The 19,081-nt window shown below is 28.8% G+C and carries 18 protein-coding genes; 8 read left to right on the top strand and 10 right to left on the bottom strand.

Translation table 11 applies throughout. From position 1 onward, the window contains the following. Positions 1-95: 95 nt before the first annotated feature. The gene (locus BTO04_RS13345) at positions 96-2,282 is read left to right on the top strand and encodes a radical SAM protein (RefSeq protein ID WP_087564970.1); all 2,187 of its coding nucleotides are present in this window, start codon (positions 96-98) and stop codon (positions 2,280-2,282) included. Between the two features lies 1 nt (position 2,283). On the opposite strand, the gene BTO04_RS13340 is transcribed toward BTO04_RS13345, so the two are convergent. Continuing rightward, positions 2,284-3,492, bottom strand: coding sequence for an MFS transporter (locus BTO04_RS13340; RefSeq protein ID WP_087564969.1), 1,209 nt, complete (start codon positions 3,490-3,492; stop codon positions 2,284-2,286). Between the two features lie 349 nt (positions 3,493-3,841). Between BTO04_RS13340 and BTO04_RS13335 the strand changes: the two genes are divergently transcribed. Then, positions 3,842-4,891 carry an SMP-30/gluconolactonase/LRE family protein gene (locus tag BTO04_RS13335; protein WP_087564968.1) on the top strand — a complete coding sequence of 350 codons (1,050 nt, stop codon included), beginning with the start codon at positions 3,842-3,844 and terminating at the stop codon, positions 4,889-4,891. Positions 4,892-4,908: 17 nt separating this feature from the next. Then, on the top strand, positions 4,909-5,523 hold the full coding sequence (locus tag BTO04_RS13330) for a DUF1684 domain-containing protein (protein WP_087564967.1): 615 nt from the start codon (positions 4,909-4,911) through the stop codon (positions 5,521-5,523). A 227-nt stretch (positions 5,524-5,750) separates the two neighbouring features. Here the strand turns inward: BTO04_RS13330 and BTO04_RS13325 are convergent, their stop codons facing one another. Then, positions 5,751-6,452: a crotonase/enoyl-CoA hydratase family protein gene (locus BTO04_RS13325; RefSeq protein ID WP_087564966.1), complete on the bottom strand. Its 702-nt coding sequence runs from the start codon at positions 6,450-6,452 to the stop codon at positions 5,751-5,753. 206 nt (positions 6,453-6,658) lie between these two features. Here BTO04_RS13325 and BTO04_RS13320 point away from each other — a divergent pair, with 206 nt between their 5' ends. Next, positions 6,659-7,960 carry a voltage-gated chloride channel family protein gene (locus BTO04_RS13320; RefSeq protein WP_087564965.1) on the top strand — a complete coding sequence of 434 codons (1,302 nt, stop codon included), beginning with the start codon at positions 6,659-6,661 and terminating at the stop codon, positions 7,958-7,960. 21 nt (positions 7,961-7,981) lie between these two features. On the opposite strand, the gene BTO04_RS13315 is transcribed toward BTO04_RS13320, so the two are convergent. Together BTO04_RS13315 and BTO04_RS13310 are read right to left on the bottom strand one after the other, a co-directional pair. Next, complete coding sequence (locus BTO04_RS13315) at positions 7,982-8,944, bottom strand: BT_3928 family protein (RefSeq protein WP_198342067.1); 963 nt, start codon at positions 8,942-8,944, stop codon at positions 7,982-7,984. 85 nt (positions 8,945-9,029) lie between these two features. Then, complete coding sequence (locus BTO04_RS13310) at positions 9,030-9,563, bottom strand: DUF1599 domain-containing protein (RefSeq protein ID WP_087564963.1); 534 nt, start codon at positions 9,561-9,563, stop codon at positions 9,030-9,032. A gap of 85 nt (positions 9,564-9,648) precedes the next feature. On the opposite strand from BTO04_RS13310, the gene BTO04_RS13305 reads away from it, so the two are divergent. Genes BTO04_RS13305 through cdaA form a run of 3 tightly spaced genes read left to right on the top strand, consistent with a single transcriptional unit; the run spans position 9,649 to position 11,863 of the window. Continuing rightward, positions 9,649-10,230 (top strand): TIGR00730 family Rossman fold protein, encoded by a 582-nt coding sequence (locus tag BTO04_RS13305; RefSeq protein WP_087564962.1) that lies wholly within the window; start codon positions 9,649-9,651, stop codon positions 10,228-10,230. Position 10,231: 1 nt separating this feature from the next. Continuing rightward, on the top strand, positions 10,232-11,053 hold the full coding sequence (gene folP / locus BTO04_RS13300) for a dihydropteroate synthase (protein WP_087564961.1): 822 nt from the start codon (positions 10,232-10,234) through the stop codon (positions 11,051-11,053). Positions 11,054-11,086: 33 nt separating this feature from the next. Then, entirely contained in the window at positions 11,087-11,863 is a 777-nt protein-coding gene (cdaA, locus tag BTO04_RS13295; RefSeq protein ID WP_087564960.1) for a diadenylate cyclase CdaA, read from the top strand. Positions 11,864-11,872: 9 nt separating this feature from the next. Here the strand turns inward: cdaA and BTO04_RS13290 are convergent, their stop codons facing one another. Then, positions 11,873-13,639, bottom strand: coding sequence for an ABC transporter ATP-binding protein (locus BTO04_RS13290; protein ID WP_087564959.1), 1,767 nt, complete (start codon positions 13,637-13,639; stop codon positions 11,873-11,875). 3 nt (positions 13,640-13,642) lie between these two features. Then, a complete protein-coding gene (gene truA / locus BTO04_RS13285; RefSeq protein ID WP_087565424.1) occupies positions 13,643-14,368 on the bottom strand; it encodes a tRNA pseudouridine(38-40) synthase TruA in 726 nt (241 codons plus the stop codon). Positions 14,369-14,465: 97 nt separating this feature from the next. Here truA and BTO04_RS13280 point away from each other — a divergent pair, with 97 nt between their 5' ends. After that, complete coding sequence (locus tag BTO04_RS13280; RefSeq protein ID WP_087564958.1) at positions 14,466-14,963, top strand: metallophosphoesterase; 498 nt, start codon at positions 14,466-14,468, stop codon at positions 14,961-14,963. On the opposite strand, the gene BTO04_RS13275 is transcribed toward BTO04_RS13280, so the two are convergent. The 4 genes from BTO04_RS13275 to BTO04_RS13260 form a co-directional block, all read right to left on the bottom strand. Further along, positions 14,950-16,740 carry a tetratricopeptide repeat-containing sensor histidine kinase gene (locus BTO04_RS13275; RefSeq protein ID WP_087564957.1) on the bottom strand — a complete coding sequence of 597 codons (1,791 nt, stop codon included), beginning with the start codon at positions 16,738-16,740 and terminating at the stop codon, positions 14,950-14,952. The genes BTO04_RS13280 and BTO04_RS13275 overlap by 14 nt on opposite strands. Before the next feature lie 22 nt (positions 16,741-16,762). After that, entirely contained in the window at positions 16,763-17,458 is a 696-nt protein-coding gene (locus BTO04_RS13270; RefSeq protein ID WP_087564956.1) for a hypothetical protein, read from the bottom strand. Between the two features lie 158 nt (positions 17,459-17,616). Then, complete coding sequence (locus tag BTO04_RS13265) at positions 17,617-18,282, bottom strand: response regulator transcription factor (RefSeq protein ID WP_087564955.1); 666 nt, start codon at positions 18,280-18,282, stop codon at positions 17,617-17,619. A 275-nt stretch (positions 18,283-18,557) separates the two neighbouring features. Next, positions 18,558-18,989 carry a DUF4293 domain-containing protein gene (locus BTO04_RS13260; RefSeq protein WP_087564954.1) on the bottom strand — a complete coding sequence of 144 codons (432 nt, stop codon included), beginning with the start codon at positions 18,987-18,989 and terminating at the stop codon, positions 18,558-18,560. Between the last annotated feature and the right edge of the window lie 92 nt (positions 18,990-19,081).

Raw genomic sequence — 19,081 nt, 5'->3', positions numbered from 1 at the left:
ACTTTAAAAACCCATCAAATTTGATGGGTTTTTAATTTACTAAGCTCAACTACTTTTCAACTACCTTTGCAACCATTCATTTTAAATTAGTTTTTTTGAAAGACATCCTACTTATTACTCCACCTTTTACACAATTAAACACTCCTTATCCTGCAACTGCCTATTTAAAAGGTTTTTTAAATACTAAAAACATTGCTGCTTTTCAAATGGATTTAGGGATTGAAGTAATTTTAGAATTGTTTTCTAAAAAAACCTTTGCAGCACTATTTGAATATGCAATTGAAAATGATAAAATAAACACAGAAAATAGCCAAAGAATATATACTCTAAAAGACGATTATTTACAGACTTTAGATAATATTATCGCTTTTTTACAAGGAAAAAATGAAACTTTAGCGAGACAAATTTGTACAGATAATTTTCTTCCACAAGCTTCTCGTTTTGATCATTTAGAAGAATTAGATTATGCTTTTGGTGCTATGGGAATGCAAGATAGAGCAAAGCATTTAGCCACTTTATATTTAGAGGATTTATCTGATTTTATTGTAGATTGTATTGATGAAAATTTTGGTTTTAGTAGATATGCAGAGAAATTAGGAAGAAGTGCAAACTCTTTTAACGAATTGTATGAAAATTTAAATAATGAGCCTTCATTTATAGATACAATTACCTTAAAAATTCTTAAAAATCAATTAGAAAAAACACAACCAAAATTAGTTTGTTTTTCGGTTCCTTTTCCTGGTAATTTATACAGCGCTTTTAGATGTGCTCAATTTATAAAATCTAATTTCCCGGAAATAAAAGTTGCTATGGGAGGTGGATTTCCCAATACAGAATTACGTTCTCTTACAGATATTCGGGTTTTTGATTTCTTTGATTTTATTACCTTAGATGACGGAGAATTACCAGTAGAATTATTAATAAATCACGTTTTAAATCCGAAGGAAAAAACATTAAAACGAACTTTTTTATTAGAAAACAACAAAGTAGTTTACAATAATTTGTCTTCTAAAAATGATTATAAACAACACGAAGTTGGTACACCAGATTACTCAGATTTATTGTTAGATACTTATATTTCTGTCATAGAAATTGCAAATCCTATGCATAGTTTATGGAGCGATGGACGTTGGAATAAACTTACAATGGCACATGGTTGCTATTGGGGAAAATGTACTTTTTGTGATATTTCTTTAGATTACATTAAAATCTATGAGCCAATTGCTGCAAAATTATTGGTGGATAGAATGGAAGAAATGATTGCACAAACTGGCGAAAACGGATTTCATTTTGTTGATGAAGCTGCGCCTCCTTCTTTAATGAAATCACTTGCAATTGAAATCTTAAAACGAAAACTAATTGTTACTTGGTGGACAAATATTAGGTTCGAGAAAAACTTCACCAACGATTTATGTGTTTTACTAAAAGCTTCTGGTTGCATTGCCATTTCAGGAGGTTTAGAAGTTGCCTCAGATAGATTATTAAAATTAATTGATAAAGGAGTTACTGTAGAACAAGTTGCACAAGTAACACGCAATTTTACAGAAGCCAACATTATGGTACACTCGTATTTAATGTATGGATATCCAACACAAACGATACAAGAAACTATTGATAGTTTAGAAATGGTAAGACAATTGTTTGAAATTGGCGTCTTACAGTCTGGGTTTTGGCATCAATTTGCATTGACAGCTCATAGTCCTATTGGTTTAAATCCTTCAGAATACGGAATTAAACCAAGTTACAAAGACATTACTTTTGCAAATAATGATATCGATTTTGTAGACAATACAGGTATTGATCATTCTAAATTTAGCATTGGTTTAAAAACATCGTTATTCAATTTTATGCATGAAATAGGTTTTGATACCCCTTTACAAGATTGGTTTGATTTTAAAATTCCATCAAGTACAATTGCCTATAATTTTATAGAAAGCTGTTTAGAAAATGAAGTTAATTTCTATATAAAACCAACTGCAAAAATAGTTTGGCTAGGTAATTATCCTTTAGTTTCTGAATCATCAAAAACGAAAAGAGGAGAAACAAGACATTTTCTTAAACTTACTTTCCATGATAAAACAGACGCATTTCAAGTATCAATGAATAAAGAAAAAGGCGATTGGTTTTTATCAATTTTAGAAAAACTATCACCAAATAATGAAAAACAACTTTCTTTTTCACAATTAAAAACAGATTTTGAAACCCATTTTGAAGATTTTGAACTCTTCTGGTTTTCTAAACCAATATCTGTATTAAGAACTCATGGTTTATTAGTTTTATAGTCTAATTTATTTTCTCTTTTTTTAAAACTCTTAGCAGAAAAAATAAAATTAAAACACCAAACATCGCAAAAACGGCAATTGCATTCCAAGTAGTTTCAAAGCCAAATTCATCTACCATTTGCATACCAATATTGTGGCTAAAAATGTGTGATAAAGAAAAAGAAATACTATACAAAGCCATGTATTCTCCCTGATTTCCTTTTTTTGCTCTTTCTACAGCAAAAGCATTGGAAAACGGAAAAGCAATCATCTCCCCTATAGTCATAAACAACATTCCAATAATTAAAATTCCAATCCAACCAACAGCATTTAAAACCACAAAACTTAAAGCTACCAAAAACAATCCTAAAGCAATTAGTTTTATTTTAGACTTTTTAGAATCTTCTAACCATTTTATTAAAGGCATTTCAAAAAGGAAAATAAAAAACCCGTTAAAAGCCATTAATAAACCAATCTCAAATTCAGACAAATGCCAAATATCTTTGTAAAATAAAGGCATTGTAGAAAAGTACTGTAAGAATACAAAGCCAAAAATAAACATGGCTATAAAAAATACCCAAAAAGCTTTGTCTTCATAAGCAGAAATAGGGTTTTCTACTTTTACTTCATCCAATACTCTTACTTTCTTTGGATGTAAAACTTGTAGCAATAAAAAAGCGGCTAAAACACAAGTAATACCATCTGTCCAAAATAATCCTTGATAGCCAATTCCTGTAATTATTAAACCTCCAATTGCGGGTCCTGCAGAAAAACCTAAGTTAATTGCCAAACGAATTAAAGTTACAGAACGTGTTTTATTTTCTGGTTTACTATACGCATTTAAAGCCACAAACATTGCTGGCCTAAAAGCATCTGCTGCCAACATCACCAAAAAAATACCAGTACAAAAACCATAAAAAGTAGTTACATATTGAAGTAAAACAAATAGAACTCCAGTTAGAACCAGACTTACAAACATTACTTTGTAATACCCTATTCTATCTGTTAATTTTCCACCGATCCAAGTACCAACTACAGATCCTAATCCAAAAAAAGACATAATCCAACCAACATCTGTTAATGAAAAATCTAAACTTTTTGTAAGATATAATGATAAAAACGGAATTACCATTGTTCCAGATCTATTGATAAATGTTATCAATGACAGCCACCAAACTTCAGAAGAGAGGCCTCTAAAAGTATTTATGTAATTATTATATAGTTTTTTCATGGTTTGGTTTTATTGGTTTTGATACTGAAACAAGTTCAGCATTAGTACAACTTCAATTCTTTTTAGAATTGAAGTTGTACTAAAAATAAAAAGTCCGACTGTGAAGTCGGACTTTTTTAATAGCTTGATTTTATATTGATAACATCAAAACATATAAACATACCGACTTTTTCGTGAAATCCACGATTGCTTGGTTATATATATAATGACTTTCCTCATTTCTTTTTATTAATGATTCAAAACTACATAAAATATTTGAATATTGTATTTTTGGTTACCGATAAATATTTTAAGAAACTTTTAAAAAGGAATATGAAGTTGTTATTCTTAAAATAAAAAAGAAGTAAACATGAATTTTAAAAAAAGAATTTTATACGCTATTTTTATATTATTGCTTCTTTATGTTGCCAATATTTTTATTTCAACTGGATTTTTTAGAACCATAGAAAACAATTTTAAAGGTGAAATTTTAAAAGAAATAAATTTACCAGGCGCTGAAGATATTACAATAAGTAATATAGATAGTTTTGCAATTGTATCTTCTACCAAAAGAAATAGATTCCCAAACACAAAACAAGAAATTGGAGGTTTGTATTTTATCGATTTAAAAAACTCAGGATACAAACCAATCCACCTTACAAAAAACTTTAATAAACCCTTTGCGCCACATGGAATTTCCATATACAAAAAAGATAGTACATATACAGTTGCAGTAATAAATCACACAAAAGAAGGAGAATTTATCGAAATTTTTCAGTTAATAAATCAAGAATTAAAACATCAGAAAACATTAAAAAACGAATTAATTTTCAGTCCAAATGACATTGTTTTGCTAAATGAAAACAGTTTTTATTTTACAAACGACCATAAATATAAAGACGGAATACAACGCTTAGCAGAAGACTATCTAGGTTTAGCAATTTCTGATGTTGTGTATTTTGATGGAAAAAACTACACACAAGCTGCAGATGGAATTGCTTATGCAAATGGAATTAATTATGACAAAAAAAGAAACTTATTATTTGTAGCTTCACCAAGAAAATTTTTGATAAAAGTCTATCAAAAAAACAAAGACAACTCATTAACTTTTATTGAAGATATTTACTGTAAAACGGGTGTAGATAATATTGAATTTGATGCTGAAAACAATTTATGGGTTGGTGCTCATCCAGATTTAATGCACTTTGCTTCTTATGCAAAAGGAGACAAAGAAACTTCACCATCAGAAATTATTAAAATAAATTACAGAGGAAAAAGTGATTATTCTATAAAACAAATTTATATGGAAGATGGATCAAAAATGTCTGCATCTACTGTTGCTGCCACTTTTAATACTCTTATTTTTACAGGAAATGTTATGGATGATACATTTCTTATTCTTAAAAAACCAACCAACTAATTTTATACATTTGTTCTATGAAGAAACTATATTTTCTATCAATTTTATCAATTTTCATTTCTTGTAATTCACAAGATAAACGTCCTTTAATGGGTGATACAGCATACCAACAAGAATTAAATGCTAGCTATAAAGACGCTTCAAAATCACCTTTAAAAAAGAAGGATTTAAAGCGTTTTAAAGGTTTAGATTTCTTCCCTGTAGATTCTTCATTTATTGTTACCGCAAAATTGACAAAAACAGAAAATGCACCAACTTTTAAAATGGCAACTACCACAGATAGAAAACCTTTGTACAAAGAATATGGTAAACTAAATTTCGCTTTAAACGGAAAAAATTGTGCGTTAACTATTTACCAAAGTCAAGATGATGTACGCGATGAAAAATACAAGAACTATTTGTTTTTACCTTTTACAGATGACACAAGTGGAGAAGAATCTTATGGCGGCGGACGTTATATGGATGTAATGACAACAGATGAAAAACAAGATGGAACAATTCAATTAAACTTCAATAACACTTACAACCCATACTGTGCGTACAATGACAAATATTCTTGTCCTTTAACGCCAAGAAAAAATCACTTAGATATTAAAGTAAAAGCGGGTATAAAGGTTTTCGAAAAGCATTAATTTTAGAAGCTATTTCCCGCTTTTCGCACTCGCTTTTTTTATCCTGAAAAAGGAATAAAAAAGAGCTCAAACAATTGCTTCAATCGGGGCTAAGCTATTTTTCCAATTTTTAGCAACACTACGTTTCTTATAGCATACATTAAACGTATGGCTTTGTGATTCTTGTGAAGCCAGAAATCTAAACCTACTTATTTATGGACTCCTACCTTCACAGCAATGACTAAAAATTAAGGGTTTAAAGAAATATCAGCTTTCAAATCCAATTTAATAGCATTTTGTAAATCTTGTAAATGATGTTTTCTAACTTTTAATTTTGTTTCTGCGTGTGCTTTTTTATTTAGTTTTGCAAACATCTCTGCAACCTTAATTGCAGTTGGCAACAAATGATCTTCAGCAACAATAATATCTAAAAAACCTGCATGAATCGCTTGTTTTGGATTGTAAATTTCTCCATTATTTACACTTCTGTTTAAATACACTTCAGACAAACGTGCTTTTGCAATTGCAATTCCTGCATGATGCATTGTCATACCAATTTGCACTTCATTTAATCCAATTTTAAAATCGCCCTCTACTCCAATTCTATAATCTGAAGACAATAATAAAAAGGCGCCTTTTGCAATTGCATGGCCAGAGCAAGCCACAATTATTGGTTTCGAAAAAGACAACATTCTTAAAGATAAAGTAGCACCTTTTGTTACTAATTCTTTTGCTGAATCAGCAGATTTGGTCATCACTTTTAAATCAAAACCTGCAGAAAAAATTCCAGTTTGTCCTGTTAAAATTACAACTTTATCAGCTTGTTCAGCTTTGTCTAAACTTGCATTTAATCCTTCAATTACTTCATGAGAAATTGCATTTGCTTTTCCGTTTTTAATTGTAATAATTGCATAATTATCTTCTGATTGGTAATTGATAAATTCGTTCATAATTTTGATTATATCTCTTTTAAAACAAGTTACAATAAATTTTTAATAAGAAAAATATTTGGTCCAAAAATGATTCTTTTAAGATGCATAATCACTTTATTTATATTTGTCTACTTTTGCAAAACAACCTAAATTAAAGACTTATTTAATGGTTTTATTAGACATCCAATCTAATAATTTCTTTTATTTAAGAGGATGTAAAATATATGGATAAAATTAAAAAATTACTTCTTTCATTTGAACAAAGCTTTTCTTTGCTTTTTCTTTTAAAATGGAGTTTTATCGCTTTGCTAATTGGTGCATTTACAGGCAGTGCTTCTGCTGTTTTTTTATGGACTTTAGAGTGGGCAACAAACTATAGAGAAGCCAATATGTGGATTATTGCACTGTTACCAATTGCTGGTTTAGTTATTGGTTTGTCTTATCATTATTATGGAGAAAGTGTTGTAAAAGGAAACAATTTATTAATAGATGAATATCATTCTCCTAAAAATATAATTCCTTTTAAAATGGCGCCTTTAGTTTTTATAGGAACGATACTTACTCATTTATTTGGCGGTTCTGCAGGACGTGAAGGAACTGCTGTACAAATTGGTGGTGCAATTGCAGATCAGTTTACAAAAATTTTTAAGCTTTCTAATTTAGATAGAAAAATTATATTAGTTGCTGGTATAAGTGCAGGTTTTTCATCTGTTTTTGGAACTCCTTTAGCAGGTGCAATTTTTGCTTTAGAAGTAATGGTTATTGGTAGAATAAAATTTGATGCCATTATACCCAGTTTTTTAGCTGCTATTTTTGCAAACTATTTTTGTGACGTTTGGCAAATTTCTCATCACACACATTATACTATTTCAACGATTGCAGAACTAACGCCAGCAACCATTTTATGGTCTTTATTAGCGGGTATTATTTTTGGACTGGTAAGTTTATTGTTTTCAAAATCCACTCATTTTTGGGGGAATTTATTTAAGAAAAACATTAAATACCCTCCACTTCGTCCGGTAATTGGTGGCGCTATATTAGCCGTTACTTGGTACCTTATGGGAACTACAAAATATATAGGATTGGGTGTACCGACTATTGTAGATGCTTTTAATATTGATCTTAATTCTTATGATTTCTTCCTAAAATTATTATTCACTTCTTTCACTTTAGGAGCTGGTTTTAAAGGAGGAGAAGTAACGCCATTATTCTTTATAGGAGCTACCTTAGGAAATGTTTTAATTTGGTTTATTCCTATGCCAATGCCATTATTAGCAGGAATGGGATTTGTAGCTGTTTTTGCAGGCGCAACAAACACTCCAATTGCGTGTACAATAATGGGAATTGAATTGTTTGGAATAGAATCTGGTGTTTTTATTGCCTTAGCTTGTACAACTTCTTATTTGTTTTCTGGGCATTCAGGTATTTATACTTCTCAGATTATTGGAAGCCCAAAACATTTATTTTATAAAAATGAAAAAGGGCTAACTCTAACTGAAATTGAACAGAAAAGAAATAAAAAGTAATTGTTTAGAATGTAACGTATTTTACAATTCTAAATCATCTACATCTATCCAATTCTTTTTATCTACAATAGTTCCTTTGTCTAAAATAATAACTCCAGGATTTGCTCTAATCATGGTTTTCAATGTAGTTTCATCACAGAAAAGAAAATCGAAGGGTAAATTGTATTTGTTTTGCGCCAAGATTAAATCGTCTGAAAAAGAAGCTGAAACTCCATAAACAGTGTATCCTTTATTAATAGCTTCATTGGCCACTTTTTTAATTGCTGGAAATCCGTTTTCATCAGATTTACTTAAATTATAAAGAATTACCAACATCACTTTTTCCTTTGCTAACAATTCTGGCGCTAAATCTGCTTGAGCATCTTCTAACATAAAATCATGAACCGGAGGAATTTCTCCATCATCTTTATACTCCATTCCTTCTTGAATGTTTTTACCAATTGCATACGCTCTAAAATCTATAATTGGCAAATGTGTTAAAACATGTTGCACAATAAATAGAAAACCAGCTAATGATAAAAAAGTAAGAATTTTACCAATTTTATCAGAGAAGATATTTTTAACATCTTTAATTCTGAATAATAACAGCGCAATTAATGCTATTAAAATAACGTTTTTATAAAAGGTTCCCCAAGTTGATAATTTTATTGCATCACCAAAACAACCACAATCTGTCACTTTATTATAATAGGCAGAATACCAAGTTAAAAACAAGAAAACCAACGTTAACATAAACAAACTCCAAACTGTAAGTTTAGATCTAAAACCAATTAAAAGCATTACTCCTAAAAGGATTTCTGCAATAATTAAAAGAATAGAAAATGGTAATGCATAAGGAATTAAAAATTCCATATTTAAAACACTTTCAGAAAAATATTCTTGAAACTTGTATTGAGAACCTATTGGATCTACCAATTTTACGAAGCCCGAGAATATAAATAAAGCAGCTACTATTATTCTTGCAATGTGTACTAGTATTTTCATAATTATTCTTTTTAAAAAAAAATCTCTAAATAAATATTTTGGTAGCTTGTTTCGTTCTTCGCAATGACAATAACGCTGTAACTCTTTAACCCAGATGAATCATTGCAAAAACGGCATAATTAATCATGTCTTGGTAATTTGCATCAATTCCTTCAGAAACAATCGTTTTGCCTTTATTGTCTTCAATTTGTTTTACACGTAATAATTTTTGTAAGATTAAATCTGTTAAACTAGAAACACGCATTTCTCGCCAAGCTTCACCATAATCATGATTTTTATTCATCATTAATTCTTTGGTAATTGTACTATGCTTGTCATACAAAACGGTTGCTTGTTCCGTATTTAAATCTGGGTTTTCAACAACACCTAATTCCAACTGAATTAACGCCATTATAGAATAATTGATGATTCCAATAAATTCAGATTTTTCACCTTCCTCTACTTTTCTAACCTCATTTTCTTGTAACTGTCTAATTCTTTGTGCTTTTATAAATATCTGATCTGTTAAAGAGGGTAACCTTAAAATACGCCACGCACTTCCATAATCGCTCATCTTTTTAATGAACAAACTTCTACATTCTTCTATAACAGCATCGTATTGTTTTGAGGTATCTTGCATCTTCTTAATAAAAAAGTATTTTATCAAAAATAGTAAAACTTAAACGCAATTCATTTATTTTTACCATGAATTTATCAACTCATTTATGAAAAAAATTGTTGTTTTTTGTGGTTCTAGTTTAGGATTTAACCCTATTTACAAAGAAGCTGCTATAGAATTAGGAAATTATTTTGCTGAAAAGAACATAGGACTGGTTTATGGTGGTGGAAAAATTGGAATGATGGGAATTATTTCTGATACAATTTTAGCTCATAATGGTGACGTTATTGGCGTAATTCCTAAATTATTAGAACATGAAGAAGTTGTTCATTCTGGAGTTGAAGAAATGATTGTTTGTAAAAAAATGAGCGACCGAAAAGTAATTATGAGTAAATTAATTGACGGTTATATTACTTTACCTGGCGGATTTGGAACGCTAGACGAACTTTTTGAAGCACTTACTTTAGGACAATTACATATTGAACAAAAACCTGTTGGATTGCTAAATGTAAACGGTTTTTTTGATGCTACTTTGCAACAATTAGACAAAATGGTTGAAGAAGGGTATATAAAACCACAAAACAGAGAATTGTTATTAGTTGCTACTACTGTAAATGAATTAATGCAAAAAATGAACAATTACAAAGCACCGGAAATTGTGCACGTAATTAATAAAGTAGTATCTTAAGATGACAATTAATTGCAAAGGAAACTTAATCAATTTATCATCACCAAAAGTGATGGGAATTTTAAATATTACGCCAGATTCATTTTTTGATGGAGGCAACTATAAAAACGAAGCTGAAATTCTTTCTCAAACAGAAAAAATGCTTTCTGAAGGAGCTACTTTTATTGATGTTGGTGCCTACTCCTCTAGACCTGGAGCAACACATGTTTCTGAAGAGGAAGAAGGACAAAGAATTGTTCCTGTTATTAATTTATTAGTTAAAAACTTTCCTGAAATAATTATTTCTGTAGATACTTTTAGAAGTAAAATTGCTGAAGAAACTATTAATTCTGGAGCAGCAATTGTAAACGATATTTCTGGAGGAAAAATGGATGAAAATATGTTTGAAACTGTTGCAAACCTTCAAGTTCCGTATATTTTAATGCACATGTTAGGAACCCCACAAAACATGCAAAAAAACCCTGTTTATAGAGATGTAACTCAAGAAATCATTTCCTTTTTTGCAGAACAGATTCATAAATTACATCAACTAAAATTAAATGATATCATTATTGATGTTGGTTTTGGTTTTGGAAAAACAACAACACATAATTTTGATATTCTTAAAAATTTATCACTTTTTAAAAACTTAGACACGCCTATTTTAGCAGGAATTTCAAGAAAATCTATGTTATATAAAACCTTAGATATTTCTGCACAAGAAGCTTTAAACGCAACAACTTCTGCAAATACAATTGCACTTTTAAATGGTGCAAATATTTTACGCGTTCATGATGTAAAAGAAGCTTTAGAAGCTATTAAAATTGTGGACCAACTGAAGTAATTTCGTACTTTAGCCTAAAATCAGTCAATTTTTATGTTCGATTTTATTGAATTTTCACTTTTAGATGTCTTAGATATTTTACTTGTAGCAATATTACTCTATTATATTTATAAACTTTTAAAAGGCACTGTTGCTATAAATATTGTTATAGGAATCGCTTTAATTTTTATTATTTGGCAAGTTACTTTGGCCTTAAAAATGGAGATGCTAAGTGGTATTTTAGGATACCTTTTATCTGGTGGTGTTATTGCTTTAATCATTGTTTTTCAGCAAGAAATTAGAAAATTTTTATTAATGATTGGAACTACAAACTTTACAAGCAAAAGAAATTTTTTTAAGCAATTAAAGTTTTTACAAACAGAAATAGCTTTAGAAGTTGATACAGAAATCATATTAGATGCTTGTGAAAATTTATCAAAAACTAAAACAGGGGCTTTAATTGTAATTGAACGAACAAACAGTTTAGATTTTTTAATAAATACTGGTGATAAAATGAATGCTTTAGTAAATGAAGCTATCTTACAAAGTATTTTTTATAAAAACAGTCCTTTACATGATGGAGCTTTAGTTATTAGAGATAATTTTATTGTAGCTACAAGAGTGGTTTTACCAATTTCTGATAGTACAAAAATTCCATCAAGGTTTGGGTTACGTCACAGAGCAGCCATTGGTGTCTCTGAAAAAACAGATGCCGTTTGTTTATTAGTTTCTGAAGAAACTGGTGAAATTTCTTATATAAAAGATGGTGAATTTGTACTGTTTTCTGATTACACAGAACTCAACGAGAAACTTAGAAAAGATTTAATGTAAATAAAAAAATTAAGAGGCTTTATCCAAACCAAATTGTTTGTCATATAGGTTTTTATAATACCCATCTTCTTTTTCTAATAATTCTTGATGTGTACCTTCTTCAACGATGTAACCTTTGTCCATGACAATAATTTTATCTGCCTTTTTTATAGTTGCCAATCTATGTGCAATTACAATAGAAGTTCGTCCTTTTGTAATTGTTTCTGTAGCATATTGAATCATTTGCTCTGCATGAGCATCTACAGATGATGTTGCTTCATCTAAAATTAAAATACTTGGTTTACTTACATAAGCACGTAAAAAAGCGATTAGTTGTCTTTGACCTGATGACAGCATTGCTCCACGTTCTTTTACATTATATTGATACCCTCCAGGAAGTGTCATAATAAAATCATGAATACCAATTTGTTTTGCTGCTTCTTCAACTTCTTGCGTAGTAATATTTTCGTTTTTTAGCGTAATATTATTCAAAATAGAATCTGAGAACAAAAACACGTCTTGTAAAACAATAGCTACTTGTTTTCTTAAACTTTCTAAAGTATACTCATTAACAGAAATAGTATCTATAGAAATAGATCCACTATCAATTTCATAAAAACGATTAATTAAATTGATAATTGTAGATTTCCCTGCTCCAGTTGCCCCTACAATTGCAACAGTTTGTCCGCTTTTTACATCAAAAGAAATTCCTTTTAAAACTTCTTCCTCTTTTACATAGCTGAATCGAACATCTTTAAATTGAATATTTCCTTTTAATTTTGTTACATTAATTGTTCCGCTTTTAGCAATACTACTATGTGTATCAATCACCTTAAAAACACGTTCACCAGAAACAATTCCCATTTGTAATTGGTTAAATTTATCAGCAATTTGACGCAAAGGTCTAAATAGCATTTGTGCCATTTGTACAAAAGCGATTACTTTTCCTGGACCTGGAACTTCGCCTGTAATTATTTGCTTACTTCCAAACCAAACTATTAAACCAATTCCTATGGAAGATAAAATTTCTGCAATTGGGAAGAAAATAGAAAAAAACCAAATTGTTTTTATATATGCTTTTTTGTGTTTGTTATTAATCTCCATAAAGTTTTTATACTCTATTTTTTCACGATTAAACAACTGTACAATCTTCATTCCAGTAACTCTTTCTTGTACAAAACCATTTAAATTAGCAACTTGATTTCTAACTTCTTGAAATGTAGATTTTATAGCAGTTTGAAATATTTTTGTTGCATAAATTAAAATAGGTAAAACTGCCAAAGCAATTAATGCCAACTTCCAATTTAGGAAAAACATTAATATTGCAACGGCAAACATTTGTAAAATATCACTTACAATTGTAAAGACTCCGTTACTAAAAAATGCTGCAATAGTTTCTATATCAGAAACAACCCTTGTAACTAATTTACCAACTGAATTCGTATCAAAATAAGACATTTTAAACTGTAAAATATGTCTAAAAATTTTTGCTCTTATATCTCTAATAATATGCTGTCCAACCCAATTTGCAAAATAAATAAATACAAAACGCAATAACACTTCTACTATTAATATGCTAAACATTATTAGTACACTAAATACAAGACCTTCAGTATCTTTTTTTACAATATAAGAATCTATAGCTTCTGATAAGATATACGGATTTAATAATGAAACAATTGATAATAAAATAGTAGAACTCGCAGCTATAAAAAACTTTAATTTATAACGTTTGGCATATCTCATTAATCGTGAGAATATCTGTAAATCGAATGCTTTTCCTGTCTTTTCTGCCAAAACTTAATAATTTATATTTGTTAAAAATAACCCTTTAGCAGGAACTGACAACCCAGCATTACCCCTATCTCTACTTTCTATTATGGCTCTAAAATCTGCTACGGTAACTTTACCTAAACCAACATCTACAAGAGTACCAACAATTGCTCTAACCATATTTCTTAAAAAACGGTTTGCTGAAATATAAAATACCAATTCTTTTCCCTCTAATTTCCAAATTGCTTCAGTTACATTACAATTAAAAGTGTAAACTTCAGTTTTAACTTTAGAAAAACATTGAAAATTTTCATATTCTAATAATAAACTTGCAGCTTCATTCATCAAAGAAATAGTAAGATCTTGAGAATGAATTTGCCAAGAAAAATCTAACAAAAAAGGATTTCTTCCTAACCAAATTCTATATTCATAACTTCTACTTAAAGCGTCAAATCTAGCGTGTTTTTCATCGTCTACTAATAAAACCTCATAGACTGTAATATCATCTGGTAAAATGGAATTTAATCTAAAGACAACATTAGCTTTTAACTCTAAATCTACATCAAAATGAGCAAACATTTGTGAAGCATGAACACCTGTATCTGTTCTTCCTGCTCCAACAACTTCAATTTTTTTTTGCAAAATTGTACTTATTGCATAATTTAATTTCTCTTGTACAGAAATTGCATCTGGTTGAATTTGCCAACCATGATATTTTTTTCCGTTATATGAAAGTTCTATAAAATATCTCAATAAAATTGTTTTTGAAGACATCAAAATTACGAAATTTATTTTGTTATGACTACATTTGAACCTCTAAGAGCCGTTAAACTTTTCTTACTTTTTTTTAATGAAAAAAATATTATTACTTTCAGATACACATAGTTTTATTGATGCTCAAATTTTAAAGTTTGTAAAACAAGCTGATGAAGTTTGGCATGTAGGTGATATTGGTGATTTAAATGTTACTGACACGATACAAAAACACAAACCTTTACGTGCTGTTTTTGGAAATATTGATGATCAAGATGCGAGAGCAGAATTCCCTTTAGACTTAAAATTTGAAGTAGAAAACGTTGCTGTCTGGATGACTCATATTGGAGGTTATCCTAATAATTATTATCAAAGAATACGTGAAGAAATCAAAAATAACCCTCCAAAAATATTTATTTCTGGGCATTCACATATCTTAAAAGTACAATACGATAAAAAATTGAACTTGTTACATTTAAACCCTGGTGCAGCAGGGAAACATGGTTTTCATAAAGTAAGAACAATGTTACGTTTTTGTTTAGAAAATGGAGAAATAAAAGATTTAGAAATTATAGAATTAGCTAAGCGTGAATAAAAGTTTCCTTTTCTAAAATTGGTAATTCTACACTTATATATGTTCCATTATTTACTGATGTATCTATTTGAAATTTTCCTTTCATCATTTGAATTCTTGCATCTATTTGGTTAAGACCTAATCCGTCTTTTGAACCTATTTTTGTTTTATCAAACCCAACACCGTCATCAGAGATTTTTATACAAAGTTTAGTATCTACTTCTGCTAAATTTACTGTTGCGTTATTTGCATCACTGTGTTTTAATATATTATTAATAAACTCTTGAATAATATTGTATACTTTAATTTCAAAATTTTGATCATATCTTCTAATATTTGTTACTTGAGTTTTTATTTTTATTTGAGAGTTTGAATACTTTTCTGCCATATCAGTTACGGCATAATTTAATCCAAATTTTAATAAAACAGAAGAAACTAACGTGTGAGATAAATCTCTAATTTTTTGTGAAGCTTCAGTAATTATTTCTTGTGTTTTACCAATTTCTAGAGGTATTTCACCAATATACTGCTTTCTTGTAGCTTGTAAATGTAAGTTTGCAGAAGATAATAAAGCGCTTACACTATCATGCAAAGTTTCGGCAATTTGTTTTCTCTCAGATTCTTTACCATCAATAGTAGCATTTAGAATTCTAATTTGTGAGTCTGATTTTAATTTTTCTAAATTTTGATTTTGAAGTAATTGAGATTGTGATAGTTTTAAACCTAAATTCTTTTGTCGTAGTTTATAGTAATTAACCCAATACAACAATGAAATGATAACAATAAAACTACCTACCCCATAAACCCAAAAAGTTCTTTGATCTTCTACTCGTTTATTCTCTTCTTCTTTTTTAACTTCTTTAACATCATATTCAGCAGCTACAGTTTCAATCATCGTTCTTACCTCCATGTCCCTAATTCCATCTTCTATTTCATAAGAAAGCTCTTGTATATCATAGGCATTGTAATCTTTAAGGTTTCTCATTGCCCAAGCCAAATTGGAATATAAACTAGCTTTGTATCTAATAGCGATTGGACTATTATCATTCTCTATTAAACCTATTCCTTTCTGATACAACTCTTTAGATTTTTTATAATCTCCTAAAGATAAATAAATGTTTCCTAGATTATTAACAGCAATTGCTTGTCCTGCTCTATCGTTTCTAATTTTATGAATATCTATAGCCTTGATTGCGTACTCTTTTGCTTTCTCAAATAAAGAATCTTTTTCAAAAATACCTGATAAATTACCAAAAGAGGTAGCTTTAAAACCTAAAACATCTTTATTGAGAGATGAAAATTTTTCTAATTTCTCATAATAGAATTTAGCACTGTCAATATTAGATAATTTATGATAAAAACTACCAATTCTAAGAATAGTTTTAGCGTAATTTGAATTAACAAAAAGACCATAGTTGCTCTCTTTTAATGAACTGTTATTTAATATAAAAAGGGCTTCTTTATGATATTGAAGTGCTTTATGATACTTATTAGTTTTATCATAGATATCTGCAATTAATGTTGTTATTCTATATTGAGAATTATTATTTTCTCTACTTTCTAAACCATCATAAATTTCTAATGATTTTTTTAAAGCTTCAATAAATTTCTCCTCTTTATATAGTTTTACAATACTTTTATATTTTGCATCAAAAACTGAATCTTTCTGAAACAAAAAAGCAGAAGAAGCTTCTTTAAAAGAAGCTTCTTCTGAGATGTGTGCTTTATTAATTGTAGCTTTTAATTGAAAGAAGCTAAAAAAAGCAAAAATAAATAATAACTTTAATTTCCTTACCAAAAATTCGTAATAATTTTATTAATTAATCAACTGTTTCTCCAGTACCTATAATAACTCTTGGCTTTCTTGTTATCGTATCCGCTACTGCTGATTTAGCAGAAGTATTTGTCGTAATATGATTTACAAAATCAAACTTTAACAGTTGCCCTTCTTCTTTTTCTAATATTCTTGTAAAACTAGTTTCAGTAGTTTTACCCTCTTCTAAATGAATTTCATAAGTATCTATATCTTCGTTATAAACAAAACCTACACTTACATTATTTTTTACAGAAAAATCTAAATTAAAAGTTCCATCCTCATTGCTAGAAATACGATACTCTTTTAACATCACATGTTCCGCAGATGTTTTTGCTAAAGTAATATTATCATCAATAATTGTAATATGTGGTGAATTATTAGAATTTGCATCAACAAAACCAACTTTTAGTTGAGTTCCATCGATTGTTAAATCTTGAGAAACTTTTCTATTTAACTGATTGTCTATCGAATACAATAAAATTTGATGCGTATTTGTTTCTACATCTAAAACATTTTCTGATGCAGCATTCTTATTCAAATCAAAATCAACAGAATATGCACCATTTGCATCTCTTTTAACAGAATATGATTTTAATAAATCTAATGATTGTTCTTCTGGCAAAATTGTTTCATTTGTAGAACAAGAAGAAAAAGTAATTGCAATTGAAAAGATAAATATTAGTAGTTTAAAGTTTTTCATAATGAATGATTATTTAAGTTAAATTGGGTATTTGGTATACTAAAAAAAGTAGGATTAGAGATAACTGAAAACAAAATTGTATACTTATTGGAATTTTCAAGATGTTTAGGACACGATTTAAAAAAAATCAAACCCTGATATTTTTTTAGAGGTAAACATTATACCACCTTGTTTTTTACTGCATACATTGCTAGACCTACTGCATTTTTTACATTTAATTTTTTTAATAAATTCTTTCTATATGTTTCTATTGTATTTACACTTAGATGCATGAAATCTGCCATTTGTATAGTGCTATATTCTTTAGTAATTAACTTAAGAACATCTATCTCTCTATCTGTTAAACTGTCTAGCAAAAAGTTATCTGGCATTTCTCCTTGAGGAACTATTTGACCTGATAATGATTTTAATAAACTACTTTGAATATCATTACTAAAATATTGCTCACCTTTTGCAACCGCTTTTATAGCATTAACTATGTGCTCTCCTGCATTATTTTTAGAAATATATCCTTTACAACCAAGGTTTAATACTTCCTGAACAATTTTAACATCATCATAACTAGAAAGAACAATAACTTTTTGGTCTATTTTATTTTTCTTGAAGTGTTTTAAAACCTGAAAACCATCTAATATAGGCATTGTAATATCTAATATTAAAACATCAGCATTGTTATCTTTTACTTCAAACCAATCTACTACTTCCTGTCCTGTTAAAGAATATCCTTTAATTTCAATCTCATTATCCGTATTTATAACAGCAATAATCCCTTCAATTAAGATCTTATGATCATCAGCTACATGAACGTATATTTTCTCTTTCATTTCTATACAAATTTAAGTTGCAAATTAAGATTGTACAACCCCATTTTCAGTGAAATTTTCTACTCACGGAAAACAGTGAGTCTTATCACGGAAAACCGTTAGACAATAATTTTAATGAACTGTTTATTAACCATTTACAATATAGCGCTTTTACTATATAAAATTACTATATAATTTCTTTTAAAACTTTTTATTAAAAAAAAAACTTAAAAATAAAAAACCGAGAAATAAATTCTCGGTTTTTTTTCGCACTAAATATAACTAAGATGTTAGTTTTATCGCAATCTATCTACAGATTTTACAAGATCCTCATCCTTTTTAATAGCTTTATTTGCCAAAACAATAAGCAAAATAGCTAAAATTGGTAAGAACATCCCAATACCTTTCTCCGAAATCGAAACTTCTCCAGGTAATGTTAGAGATAAATAAATCAATAATCCTAATAAAAAAAGATTGATCAAAATAACAACACGTCCTATTACAAACTGCAATTGTCTGTTTTTATATAAAAAAACAGCAATAAATGAAATAATTGCAGATGCTAGAAATAAAACTGGAATCAACTTTAATTGAATAGTTTCCTCTAGAAATAAATCTAACGTAAAAATATTTTCTTTTAAAGTACTCCATAAATTGAATACAAAAATTAATCCACCAGAAACTGCTGATGCTAATAATAAATATATGGTTTGTATTCTTTGAATCATTCCTTTAAACAAATAGGATTACAAAAGTAAAACTTTCTTTTTTAAAAAGAAAACTTCAAACTTAAAAAAAAAGCATATATTTGTTTTATAAT

It is taken from the genome of Polaribacter sp. SA4-10, from assembly GCF_002163835.1.
Lineage (GTDB): Bacteria > Bacteroidota > Bacteroidia > Flavobacteriales > Flavobacteriaceae > Polaribacter.
Note: the sequence above shows the minus strand (reverse complement) of the source record. Positions and strands in the feature narration are given on the sequence as shown.